Annotated in this window: 12 protein-coding genes; 4 read left to right on the top strand and 8 right to left on the bottom strand. The window is 62.5% G+C overall.

Features of this window, described 5'->3' with window-relative positions; genetic code table 11:
* Positions 1 to 4 precede the first annotated feature (4 nt).
* Positions 5 to 1,465, bottom strand: a complete 1,461-nt coding sequence (locus tag AAHK20_RS16540) for an MFS transporter (protein ID WP_449182566.1) — start codon at positions 1,463 to 1,465, stop codon at positions 5 to 7.
* A 253-nt stretch (positions 1,466 to 1,718) separates the two neighbouring features.
* On the opposite strand from AAHK20_RS16540, the gene AAHK20_RS16535 reads away from it, so the two are divergent.
* Both AAHK20_RS16535 and AAHK20_RS16530 read left to right on the top strand, forming a co-directional pair.
* Positions 1,719 to 2,150: an STM2901 family protein gene (locus AAHK20_RS16535; protein WP_449182729.1), complete on the top strand. Its 432-nt coding sequence runs from the start codon at positions 1,719 to 1,721 to the stop codon at positions 2,148 to 2,150.
* Positions 2,150 to 2,500, top strand: coding sequence for a DUF1493 family protein (locus AAHK20_RS16530; RefSeq protein ID WP_449182565.1), 351 nt, complete (start codon positions 2,150 to 2,152; stop codon positions 2,498 to 2,500). Before AAHK20_RS16535 ends, AAHK20_RS16530 begins: the two co-directional genes overlap by 1 nt.
* 86 nt (positions 2,501 to 2,586) lie before the next feature.
* Here the strand turns inward: AAHK20_RS16530 and betA are convergent, their stop codons facing one another.
* The 3 genes from betA to betI form a co-directional block, all read right to left on the bottom strand.
* Positions 2,587 to 4,314 carry a choline dehydrogenase gene (gene betA, locus AAHK20_RS16525; protein ID WP_449182564.1) on the bottom strand — a complete coding sequence of 576 codons (1,728 nt, stop codon included), beginning with the start codon at positions 4,312 to 4,314 and terminating at the stop codon, positions 2,587 to 2,589.
* Between the two features lie 11 nt (positions 4,315 to 4,325).
* Positions 4,326 to 5,804, bottom strand: a complete 1,479-nt coding sequence (betB, locus tag AAHK20_RS16520; RefSeq protein WP_449182563.1) for a betaine-aldehyde dehydrogenase — start codon at positions 5,802 to 5,804, stop codon at positions 4,326 to 4,328.
* 81 nt (positions 5,805 to 5,885) lie between these two features.
* Positions 5,886 to 6,473, bottom strand: a complete 588-nt coding sequence (gene betI, locus AAHK20_RS16515; RefSeq protein WP_449182562.1) for a transcriptional regulator BetI — start codon at positions 6,471 to 6,473, stop codon at positions 5,886 to 5,888.
* Between the two features lie 270 nt (positions 6,474 to 6,743).
* Here betI and fdhA point away from each other — a divergent pair, with 270 nt between their 5' ends.
* Positions 6,744 to 7,940, top strand: a complete 1,197-nt coding sequence (gene fdhA, locus AAHK20_RS16510; RefSeq protein WP_449182561.1) for a formaldehyde dehydrogenase, glutathione-independent — start codon at positions 6,744 to 6,746, stop codon at positions 7,938 to 7,940.
* Between the two features lie 88 nt (positions 7,941 to 8,028).
* On the opposite strand, the gene AAHK20_RS16505 is transcribed toward fdhA, so the two are convergent.
* From AAHK20_RS16505 to AAHK20_RS16490, 4 genes are all read right to left on the bottom strand, one after another.
* Positions 8,029 to 8,886 (bottom strand): substrate-binding periplasmic protein, encoded by an 858-nt coding sequence (locus tag AAHK20_RS16505; protein WP_449182560.1) that lies wholly within the window; start codon positions 8,884 to 8,886, stop codon positions 8,029 to 8,031.
* A gap of 23 nt (positions 8,887 to 8,909) precedes the next feature.
* Positions 8,910 to 9,647, bottom strand: coding sequence for an amino acid ABC transporter permease (locus AAHK20_RS16500; protein ID WP_449182559.1), 738 nt, complete (start codon positions 9,645 to 9,647; stop codon positions 8,910 to 8,912).
* Between the two features lie 50 nt (positions 9,648 to 9,697).
* The gene (locus tag AAHK20_RS16495) at positions 9,698 to 10,522 is read right to left on the bottom strand and encodes an IclR family transcriptional regulator (protein WP_449182558.1); all 825 of its coding nucleotides are present in this window, start codon (positions 10,520 to 10,522) and stop codon (positions 9,698 to 9,700) included.
* Positions 10,523 to 10,715: 193 nt separating this feature from the next.
* The gene (locus tag AAHK20_RS16490; RefSeq protein ID WP_449182557.1) at positions 10,716 to 11,072 is read right to left on the bottom strand and encodes a hypothetical protein; all 357 of its coding nucleotides are present in this window, start codon (positions 11,070 to 11,072) and stop codon (positions 10,716 to 10,718) included.
* Between the two features lie 202 nt (positions 11,073 to 11,274).
* Between AAHK20_RS16490 and AAHK20_RS16485 the strand changes: the two genes are divergently transcribed.
* The gene (locus tag AAHK20_RS16485; protein ID WP_449182556.1) at positions 11,275 to 12,192 is read left to right on the top strand and encodes a helix-turn-helix domain-containing protein; all 918 of its coding nucleotides are present in this window, start codon (positions 11,275 to 11,277) and stop codon (positions 12,190 to 12,192) included.
* The last annotated feature ends 12 nt before the right edge of the window (positions 12,193 to 12,204 follow it).

Here is a 12,204-nt window from a genome sequence, read left to right as displayed (position 1 = left end):
TGCGCTAGCGCGGCTCGTCGAGCTTCGCCGCGTATGCCGTTGTCATGGCGGCTTGGTGCGCCTCTGCCGATCCGTCGGCGGAGGCCAGTGCTTCGAGCGCGAGCCCCTTCGTCTCGATGCCCATGATCCAGACCGCCAACGCTGCGACCGCAAACGACAACGCGCCCAGCGTGAAGACGCCGCCTTGACCGAACGCGGGCAACACCACGCCAACTGCATACGGCCCGATCAACGACCCGACGCGCCCGATCGCCGACGCAAAGCCCGAACCGGTTGCGCGCGCGCCCGTGCCGTACAGCTCCGGCGTGTACGTATAGAGCGCGGCCCACATGCCGAACAGGAAGAACTGCATCGCGAGCCCGGCGCAGATGATGAGCGTGACGTCGCCCGCGTGCAGCGCCGTCTGGCCGTACACGTAGGCCATGACGCCACCGCCGGCCAGCGATGCGATGCAAGTCGGCTTGCGTCCCCAGCGTTCGACGAGCCAAGCAGCGCACAGAAAGCCGGGAATACCGCCGAGCGAAATCAGTACGGTGTACAGCACCGAAGTCGCGACGGCGAAACCCGCTTGCTGCATCAGCGCGCCGAGCCACGTTGTGAGCCCATAGAACCCGAGCAGCGCGAAGAACCACAGCGTCCAGACCATGATCGTGCGGCGGCGGTAGGTTTCGCTCCAGAGTTCGCGGAAGGCGCCGCGCGTGCGCGCGGCCGCCTGCGCCACGAGCTGCGACGGCGCGGGCAGCGTCGCCAGTCCCGTCGCCTTCAACACCTTCGCTTCGATGCGCGCCATCACTTTGTCCGCTTCGGCGAGACGCCCGCGATGTTCGAGCCAGCGCGGCGATTCGGGCACGATGCGCCGCACGATCAGCACGAAGACGGCGGGCACGGCGAGCAGCGCGAACACGGTGCGCCAGCCGAAATGCGGCAGTACGAAGTACGAGACCACGCCGGCCGTGATGAAGCCGAGCGGCCAGAATCCGTCCATCAATGCGATCAGCCGCCCGCGCTGGGCGGCTGGCACGAATTCCGACAGCAGCGTTTGCGCAACCGGAAACTCCATCCCCATGCCGATGCCGAGCAGCACGCGATAGACGATCAGCGCATCGACGCTTTGCGCCGTCGAGCACAGATACGACGCGACGCCCCACAGCACCATGCTCCACTGAAACACCGGACGGCGCCCGAAGCGGTCGGCAAGGAGACCGGCGGCTGCCGCGCCCAAGACCATGCCGAAGAAGCTTGCGCTCGCAACCAATCCGGTGGTCGCGGTGGATAGTCCGAACTCCTTTTTGATCGACCCAAGCACGAATGTCATCGTGCCGAGATCGACCGAATCGAAGAAGAACGCCACCGCGATGATGAGGAAGATCGTGCGGTGATAGCTGGAAAACGGCAGACGTTCGAGACGCGCGGCAGTGCTGGCGCGCGCGGCGGTCGTGGTGGACTTGCGGAAGGCGGGGGGCATGACACCTCCGAGTGAAAGAGAAGGGCCTCGTGATGGTTCGAGGCCGGCCTTCACTCAGTAGATGCCGCCATTAATCGTCGCTATAGAAGGAATCCGGCATTGGCATGGAATGGGCGCGTCATCGTAAGTCGTCGGCGCATTGAGGTTGCGGGTGACGATGCGCGGCATGAACGCGCAGACCGCAGTCCACTTGGTTGCTCATGCGATCTCCCCACGATATTCTGTCGTCGCTATTTTTGTGGGGATGATTGGCATGCCGAATGAATATCGATATGGAATACATGATGGACTCAGTCGCGAGGAATTGTTTTTACTGGTCGCGATCGATGAGACGTGCAAGCAACTTGGTGTGGATGACGTAGTGGCAGTGGGCGCTATTTTGGCCGGACAGCGATTTATTCCAACCCGCGGAAAATTCAACGGCGCGGTCGAAGGTACATCGGTCGCCTCCGTCGTTTCTCGGAGACTGCTTCCCTATGAGCTGGAACACAAGATTCTGCCTACCGTGACGTCCTTCGAGAGCCTGTTTCTGCTCCGAATCAAATTCACGCGCAGCCTTGGCGTGTTCGTTGGCCGAGCAATACCAGGCGTTGGTTGGGTAATTCTGGCGGCCGATGTTTCGACTATCATTTACCGTTCAGTGAACGCATACAATAGTCTCGCCAAGCCGGAGGATCGTTTGTGATGGCAGATACAGCTTGGAAGAATCTCGAAGAATTTATCGCAGCGGATGTGGGGAAACCGACTATCGGTCAATTGGATCTGACACGAGACACTGATCTGTACCATGATTTGGATCTGAATCCAGGCCACATCGAGCGATTGATGACGGAGTGGGCCGCAAAGTTCAACGTGGATATGGCGGCATTCGATATCTACTACTACTACCCGTCGGCGAAGCTAGGCATTGGCTCCTTCCTTACCGCGGTAGTCAAGTCGCCGTTTAACGCAGCGGCACGCGAAACGCTCGGTGGCCGATTGCTCACACTCGGCATGTTGGAAGATGCGATGCAAACGGGGCGGTGGAGTATCTGATGACCTGTTACGGGCTATATGACTAGCGAATGCATCTCGGCATAGAACGGGTAAGCCATTATGGGATCACCCGTTCTACGCGAGGGTCACGTGGTCAAACTATTGGGGGCGAAGCCGACGGGCGAACGGCTCAAATGAGCATCCGCATTGCCCCGCGCGGGCTTCCCGTTCGCGACAAAATACGGCACATCCGCGCGCGCGAGCGCGTCGCGCCCACGAATCCGATCGACGATCTTCTCGGCGAGCATGATCGTCGGCGCGTTGAGGTTGCCGGTGGTGATGCGCGGCATGATCGACGCATCGACGACACGCAAGCCCTCGATCCCATGCACACGCCCTTCGCCATCGACGACGGCCATGTCGTCGTAGCCCATCGCACACGAGCAGGACGGGTGATACGCCGTTTCCGCGCGGTTGCGCACGAACGCGTCGAGTTCGGCGTCGGTCTTGAGATCGGCGCCGGGGTTCAGCTCGCGGCCGCGATAACGATCGAGCGCAGGCTGACGGATGATCTCGCGCGTGATCCGGATCGCGTCGCGGAACTCGCGCCAGTCGAGCGGCTCGGCCATGTAGTTGAAGAGGATGCTCGGATGTTCGTGCGGATCGCGCGAGCGCAGCTTCACACGACCGCGGCTCGGCGAGCGCATCGAGCCGACGTGCGCCTGGAAGCCGTGCATTTCGATCGCGTTCGAGCCGTTGTAGTTGATCGCGACGGGCAGGAAGTGATACTGGATGTTCGGCCAGAGGTCGTCGTCGCGCGTGCGGATGAAGCCGCCTGCCTCGAAGTGATTGCTCGCGCCGATGCCGGTGCCCTTCAGCATCCATTCGATACCGATCGCGGGCTGGTTGCGCTTCAGAAGCGCGGGGTAGAGCGAGACGGGCTCCTTGCACTCGTACTGCATGTACATCTCGAGATGGTCCTGCAGGTTCTGTCCGACGCCGGGCAAATCGAGCACCACCGGGATATCGAGTTCGCGCAGCCACGCGCCGGGGCCGACGCCCGAACGCTGCAGGATCTGCGGCGATGCGATCGCGCCGCTGCACAGCAGCACTTCGCGCCGTGCGTGCGCGGTCATGCGATCGTTGCGATGCAGATACTCCGCGCCGATCGCGCGCTTGCCCGAGAACAGGATGCGATCGGTGGTGGCGTGCGTGACGATCGTCAGATTCGGGCGCTGGCGGGCCTGGTCCAAGTAGCCGCGCGCCGTGCTCGCGCGCCGGCCTTTCGGCGTCACGGTGCGGTCCATCGGGCCGAAGCCTTCTTGCTGATAGCCGTTCAAGTCGTCGGTGCGTGGATAGCCGGCTTGCACGCCGGCCTCGACCATCGCGGCAAAGAGCGGGTTGTTGCCGGGCTTGCTGGTCGTCACGCTGACCGGACCGTTGCCGCCGTGATAATCGTTCGGGCCGATGTCGCGCGTTTCCGCTTTCTTGAAGTACGGCAGGCAGTCGAGATAGCTCCAGTTTTCGAGGCCTTTGTTGTCGGCCCAGCCGTCGTAATCGAGCGCGTTGCCGCGGATGTAGCACATGCCGTTGATCAGCGACGAGCCGCCGAGCCCCTTGCCGCGCCCGCATTCCATGCGGCGATTGTTCATGTGCGGCTCGGGGTCGGTCTCGTAGGCCCAGTTGTAGCGCCGTCCCTGCAACGGATAGGCGAGTGCGGCGGGCATCTGCGTGCGGAAGTCGAAGCGATAGTCGGGGCCGCCCGCTTCGAGCAGCAGCACGGTCACGCCGGCGTCTTCGGTCAGCCGAGTGGCGAGCACGTTGCCGGCCGAGCCGGCGCCGATGATGATGTAGTCGAATTCACGGATGGTCATGGACGGTCCCCTCAAAACACCGGGTTATAGCGGCCGAGTTCGACCTGCACGGATTTGATGCGCGTGTAGTGCTCGAGCGTCGTAATGCCGTTTTCGCGGCCGACGCCCGACTGCTTGTAGCCGCCTACCGGCATTTCGGCGGGCGACTCGCCCCAGGTGTTGATCCAGCAGATCCCGGCTTCGAGGCGATGGATCACGCGATGGGCACGTGCGAGATTTTCGGTGACGACACCTGCCGCGAGGCCATACGACGTGGCGTTCGCACGCGCGATGACTTCGTCTTCGTCGTCGAAAGCGAGCAGACACATGACCGGCCCGAAGATTTCCTCGCGCACGATCCGCATGTCGTCGCGGCAGTCGCCGAAGACGGTCGGCGCGACATACTGGCCGCGCGAGAATTCGCCGTCGACGAGACGCGCGCCGCCCGCGAGCAGATGCGCGCCTTCGCGCTTGCCGCTCTCGATGTAGCCGAGCACCTTGTCGAGCTGCGCGGCGCTGGCGAGCGGGCCGAAGTTAGTCTGCGGATCGGACGGCTTGCCGACGCGGATGCGCTTCACGCGCTCGAGCACGCGCGCCTTGAAGCCTTCCTTGATCGAGCGATGCACGAACACGCGCGTGCCGTTCGTGCACACCTGCCCGGCGCTGAAGAAATTCGCGGTGACGGCGATGTCGGCGGCGCGATCGATATCGGCGTCGCCGAACACGATCAGCGGCGACTTGCCGCCGAGCTCCATCGTCACTTCCTTCAACGACGATGCGCCGGCGAGCGACATCACCTTCTTGCCCGTTTCGACGCCGCCCGTAAACGACACCTTGGCGATCTCCGGATGCGCGGCGAGCCATGCGCCGACGCGCCCGTCGCCCTGCACGACGTTGAACACGCCCGGCGGCACGCCGGCTTCGATGTAGATCTCGGCGAGCTTCGAGGCGGACAGCGGCGTGACTTCACTCGGCTTGAAGATCATCGCGTTGCCGGCCGCAAGCGCGGGCGCGGACTTCCAGCAAGCGATCTGAATCGGATAGTTCCATGCACCGATGCCTGCACACACGCCGAGCGGTTCGCGCCGCGTATACACGAACGATTCGGCGCGCAGCGGAATCTGCTGGCCTTCGATCGCGGTGGCGAGACCCGCGTAGTACTCGATCACGTCGGCGCCGGTCACGATGTCGACGGCGAGCGTTTCCGCAATCGGCTTACCGGTGTCGCGCATTTCGAGTTCGGCGAGCTCGTCGTTGCGCGCGCGCAGCAATTCGACCGCGCGGCGCAGAATGCGCGAGCGCTGCATCGCGGTCATCGCCGCCCATTCACGCTGGCCTTCGCGTGCGGATTGCACGGCGCGATCGATGTCGGCTTCGCTCGCCTGCTGAACCGACGCGAGCGTTTCGCCGGTGGCGGGATCGAATGTGTCGAACGTGACGCCGCTGGTGGCATCGACATAAGCGCCGCCGATGTAAAGACGTTGCAGGCCGTAGGCGGTGGAAGAGGGCATCGAATATCTCCTTGGATGCGCAAATCGCGACTTGAGAGGCGACCGAGAGCGAATGAAATGGGACGTAGATGTGATTTGCCGCTATGCGTGCTGACCCAGCAGCAAATCGATGTAGTCGTTGGCGAGACGGATCGCGGCCTTCGTGTCGAACGGCTCGCCGCTTAGCGCGCCGCGCAGCCAGAGCCCGTCGATCATCGCGGCGAGACCGCTCGCCGAGCGCCGGGCGGCGGCACGCGGCAGCGCCTTGCCGAACTCCGCGCACAGGTTCGAATAGAGGCGCCGCGTGTTCACGTGCTGCAGGCGCTTCAACGATGGCTCATGCATGCTTTGCGACCAGAACGCGAGCCAGGTCTTCATCACCGGGGCGCTGATCTGGCTCACGTCGAAATTCGCGGCGACGACGGCGCGCAAGCGCGAGCGCGGATCGGACTTCGCCGCGGTGCGCCGCCGCGCGGTGGCGGCCCACAAGTCGCGCAGCACGTGGCGCATCGTCGCTTCGATGAGGCCGTTCTTGTCGCCGAAATAGTGACTGACGATGCCCGTCGAGATGTTCGCGCGCTGCGCGACGAGCGCGAGCGTCGTGCCGGACAGGCCGGCTTCGTCGATGGTGTGCAGCGTGGCGTCGATCAATTGCGCGCGGCGCACTTCGCGCATTCCGACTTTTGGCATGGTCGTTTCCAGTTTCGTTGTGCGTCAAAAGGCCTCAAGGATAGTCTTTTTATGTTGAACGTTCAATCAATAAAAAACGGACGGAGTATCGAGATGTCGGCGTTGGGCAAGCACGTGTCGGGTTTTGAACGATTGCCGCAGGGCCTTGCGGACTACGCTCGAACGAGTCGCGGCGGCTAGTGATTGATGGCGGTCTCGCAGCGGACGCCGCGCTTAACGGACGTTGAAAGGACGTGTAAACGAGCGTCGAAACGTAAAGGAGACAGAACGATGAGCAGCAATCGAGGTGTCGTTTATCTGGGGCAGGGCAAGGTCGAAGTGCAATCGATCGATTACCCGAAGATGGTCGATCCGAGCGGCCGCGCGATCGGGCACGGCGTGATTCTGAAAGTGGTGAGCACGAATATCTGCGGCTCCGATCAGCACATGGTGCGCGGGCGGACGACGGCGGAAGTCGGGCTCGTGCTGGGGCATGAGATCACGGGCGAAGTGATCGAAGTGGGGCGCGATGTCGAGACGCTGAAGATCGGCGATCTGGTGTCGGTGCCGTTCAACGTCGCGTGTGGACGATGTCCGATGTGCAAGGATCAGCACACGGGTGTGTGTCTCAACGTGAACCCGTCGCGTGCGGGCGGCGCGTATGGCTACGTCGATATGGGCGGATGGATCGGCGGGCAGGCCGAATATGTGCTCGTGCCCTACGCGGATTTCAATTTGCTCAAGTTCCCCGATCGCGATCAGGCGATGGCGAAGATCCGCGATCTCACTTGTCTCTCCGATATTTTGCCGACCGGTTATCACGGGGCTGTGACGGCGGGCGTGAAACCTGGGTCGACCGTTTATGTCGCTGGCGCGGGGCCGGTCGGGATGGCGGCGGCTGCGTCGGCGCGTTTGCTGGGGGCGGCTTGCACGATCGTCGGCGATATGAACGCCGAGCGTCTCGCGCATGCGAAGGCGATGGGATTCGAAGTGGTCGATCTTTCACTCGATGCGACGCTTGCGGAACAGATCGAGCAGATTCTGGGTAAGCCGGAGGTGGATTGCGCGGTCGATTGCGTGGGCTTCGAAGCCCATGGGCACGGTAGCGGCCACGCGGAAGAAGCGCCGGCTACGGTGCTCAATTCGCTGATGGAGATTACGCGGGCGGCGGGGGCGATCGGGATTCCCGGGCTCTATGTGACGGATGACCCGGGTGCTGTCGATGCCGCTGCGCGTCGCGGCAGTTTGAGCATTCGCTTCGGCCTCGGCTGGGCGAAGTCGCATTCGTTCCATACCGGGCAGACGCCGGTGATGAAGTACAACCGCAATCTGATGCAGGCGATTCTGTGGGATCGGTTGCCGATTGCAAAGATCGTCAATGTGTCGGTGATTTCGCTCGATCAAGCGCCGGAAGGCTATCGCAAGTTCGATGGTGGGGCGCCGCGGAAGTTTGTGATCGATCCGCATGGCTTGTTGAACGCGGCTTGAGGCAGTAAGCCGCGGTTGTATCGCTGTGCTTTGAAGATGATGCCCGGGGCGGTGATCCTTTTAAATGGATGTCCGCCCCGGGTCGCGCTCAATTCTTCACCGGGTAATACCAGAGGTTGCGGTCGCTATAGCCGAACTGCTTGATGATCGACGCCAGCGTTCCGTCGGCGCGAAGTTCGTCGAGCGCTCGCGACACCGCGCTGTTCAAGTCGACGTCGCCCTTGCGCAACGCGTAGCGCGCATACCCGTACTCCTGCGGCAGCGGTCTGTAGTCGGTCACCATTTCCATTGCCGCAGTCGGATGCTGTTTCAGGAATTGTCCGATCTTGATGTCGTCTTCCATCGCGACGTCGATTCGCCCCGCGATCAGATCGGCGAACTCCGCCTCGCTGTTCGTGTAGAGCTTGAGCTCCTTCAGGTCCTTGCGGCCTTCGAGCAGCTGGTGATTGATGCTCCCGCGCATCGTGCCGACGGTATGGCCGGCGAAGTCGTCCCACGCATGAATCTTCGACGGGTTGCCATGCTGTACAGCGATGCCCGATCCGTACCAGTAGGCTGGGCTCGTGAACGCCACCACGCGCAGCCGCTTCTCGTTCTCGTGCAGGTTGTCGACGATGACGTCGGCCCGGCCGGCGAGCAGCGCCGGAATCATCGCGTCGAACGGCACGATGTCCCATGTGACCTTGGTGATGCCGAGCCGCTTCATGATTTCGCGGAAGATGCGCACGTCGGCGCCGTCGTAGGTGTGCGTTTTGTCGTCCTGGTAGGTCGACGGCGGATCGGCGGCGATGACGAGTGTGATGCCGTTCTGGATCGCGCGCTTGTAGGAGCCGTCGCCGCCCTCGAAGCTCGCGCCGCTGATTCCGGCGCTATCCGCCGCATGGGCAGTGGACAGCGTCACAAGACCCGTCAATATCGAAGCAAACACCAGCGTAGCTTTGCGCATGAAACGCCCTCAAATGGTTGGTATTAGAGACGCGACGGGCCACGGAGAACTCGCCAGGCACGCGGCGAGCGCGACGCGGCGTTCCCCGTGCGGGGCGTGCCCATCTTGCGTTCGAGCCAGTGCACGACGAGCGCGCTCGGCCACGAAAACGCCAAATAGATCGCGCCGACTATCGTGAAGATGGTGACGTACTGGAAGTTCGTCGACGAGACGACCTGGCCGGTAAACATCAGCTCCTTGACCGTCACGATCGACACGAGCGAGGTGTCCTTGAAGAGCGAAATCGCGTAGTTGCCGAGCGGCGGCACGACAATGCGGATGGCCTGGGGCAGCACGATCAGGCGCATCGTTTGGCGGCCCGACAAGCCGAGCGCCTTCGCCGCTTCGATCTGGCTCTTCGGCACCGCCTCGATGCCGGCGCGATACACCTCGGCGAGATACGCCGAATAGTTGATCGACAACCCGATCACGCCTGCGGTGAACGGGGCGAAGCGAATCCCGAACGCGGGCAGCACGAAGTAGATGTAGAACAACTGCAGCAGCGCGGGAGTGCCGCGGATCACCTCGATATAGATCGACGCGAGCGCGCGCGGAAGCCGCGCTCGGCCGATCCTGGCGAGCGCAAGCAGCAGGCCGAACGGCAGGGCGAGCGCGAGGATGCTGAAGGTCAGCTCGACGCTCGTGAGCGCCCCTCTGAGCAGGTCGGGCAGATAGTTGCTCGCGTCGTGCAGATCGAACAGATTGAGAAAGGTGTTCAGCATGAGGTTCTTGCCTGTTGCGGGGCGCGGGTGTTCCGCTGAGCACAAGCGAGTCAGCTCGGCGCGCCGGGCTGCGGGTCCGACCGCGCGCCGAGCTTCCGGCTGATGCGCTCGGCATGCGCGCGCAGGGTGCGCCCCAGTGCATGCAGGTCGTCCTCACTCATTCCGTTCTTGAGCGTGGTGACGCTGATCGCGGCCACGCCCTCGCCATCGCGGTTCGTAATCGCCGCGCCGACGCAGACCACGCCAATGTTGTCTTCCTCGTCGTCGAATGCGTAGCCTTGTTCGGCGACCTGGATCAGATCCTTCATCAGCTCCGCGGGCGTCACGCGCGTGTATTCGGTGCGGCGCGGCATGCCGGTAATAGCCAGCAGTTTCACGACCCGCGCCGGCGGCAACAGTGCCATTAGCGATTTGCCGAGAGCCGAGCAGTGCGGGAGCTCGCGTTGGCCGAGGGCGGAGGCGATCCGCACGATGCCCGGCGCCTCGACACGGTTGATCGCCACGGCATAGCCGTTGTCGTCGAGCACGGCGAGCCGGGAGGTGAGCCCGGTCGTCTCCGTCAGCTCCTGCAGCACCGGCATCGCGACTTGGGATACGCCGATGTCGGCTGCCGCCCGGTCGCCGAGGTGGACGAGCGCAAACCCAAGCCGATAGCGCCGCGAGCCGCCGAGGCGCACATCGGTGATGAAGTCGCGGGCGAGCAAGGTCTGCAATAACGCAAAAGCAGTGCTCTTCGAAACGCCGATGGCCGTCGCGATCTCCGCGACCGTGAGCCCCTCGGCGCCGCTGGTCCCCAATGTCTCCAAAACGTCGAGTGCCCGGCTAACACTGCGAAGTGCGTTGCGTTCTCCAGTGGTTTCAGCTGTTTGTGTCATGTGTATTTCGTGTTCTAACCAATAGCGTGGCGGCCGAGCGTATTAGCTAGCTTCGCATAGACGATATTGACAGTCATTAGGGGTGGAACGTACCATGAATACCTCACCGAACAGCGTTCGGCAGAGCGGAACAATATAAATAAATCGAGAGGCGGCACACCGGATTCACGGTGCGCTTTATCCAGACAAATAGCTACGGGGGCCACGGATCGGTGGCGCGCTTGCTTGCGCGCCACCGAATTCCGACGGCAAAAAAACGATGGAAATAATTTCTGAACGGCATTTGAACGACGGCGGGCAACCGAAAAAATCGGGCGCCTATTCGCTGAAAGTCGCGCATGGCGATATTCAACACATCAAGTCCGTGATTCAGCGATTGTCTATACAAGACTTGAATGAATCGCGATTGCCGCCGGCATATTGGCGAAAGCGCTTGCAGGAAATTATTGAAAGCCATCAATTGTCGAAAAGCCAGTTCGAAGAAATCTCCCAGCTTCTCGCCACGTTGAAGGACTAGCGGCGCACGCTTGCCCGAGGCTTTGCCGCGCATAGGCGGCTCCCGCTTGCGAGCGGGACGACGTGGGCGATCGCACGCCCCTTGCCGTAGCCCGCTTGCCGCGACACATAGGCGGTTTGAGCGGGACCAGTTATTTGCCGGGGAACATCAGATGGAATGCTTTTCCGAAATTCAACGGAATGCCGTACTGCCGCCCGTTCCGCCTGACGCGCGCAGCGCGAGGCGTATTGGCGTGGTGTTGTTCAATGGCTTTGCACTTCCGGGTGCAGTTGCAATCACCGAGGTGTTTCACTCGGCGAACGCATCTTCCAATGCCGAAGATTGTGATGGCGCGCGCTACGAAGTCTGCTTGTTGTCGGCAGCCGGCGGCAGAATCGCAAGTTCGTCATCCGTGTTCGTTTGGACTGAGAGTTTCGAAACGCAGCGCGATACAGACGATTTCCATGCGCTCTTCATCGTCGGCGGCATTGGGGCGGCCAGTGCTTCGCGGGATGATCGCCTCGTTACTTGGTTGCGCCGCGCGTATCCTCGCACCGAACTGATATTCCCGATCGCCGAAGGGAGCTTGCTCCTCGAAGCCGCTGGCTTCGGGCGAACCGCCAACGGGCGGGTCGAAGGGGCAGGTGTCGCCAGGTCATGGCGGAGCGGGGCCAATGCCGCCTCCGCAGCGGAGTCAGGAGATCCGTTGCAAGTCGCGATGTCGGTGGTTCAAGGGGATCTCGGTTCGGAAGCCGCGCGTCATATCTCGAGCCGCGTCGCTCCGCCCGCGGAAACGAAGTTCACTTCGATCGTGCGCAAGAACACTCCGGTTTGCGTCAACGAAAAGATTCAGGAATCCGCCCGGTGGCTCGAGGCAAACGGCGACCGGCCCATCGCCATCGACGACGCCGCGCAAATCGCCGCCATGAGCGAGCGAAACTTCCTGCGGCGCTTCAAGATGGAGATGGGCGTCACGCCCTCTGATTACCTCACGAACGTGCGGCTGGACATGAGCCGCCGCCTGCTCGTCGAAACGGATCTGCCGGTCGACAAGATCGCCAGACGATGCGGCATCGGCAGTGGCGGGCGGTTATCGAAGCTGTTTCGTAAGCATTTCGAAACGACTCCGACCCAATACCGCGCAAGCAAACAGGTGGTGGGTAAATCGCTGTAGGAAGCTCGCTGG

It is taken from the genome of Trinickia camelliae, from assembly GCF_053525655.1.
Note: the sequence above shows the minus strand (reverse complement) of the source record. Positions and strands in the feature narration are given on the sequence as shown.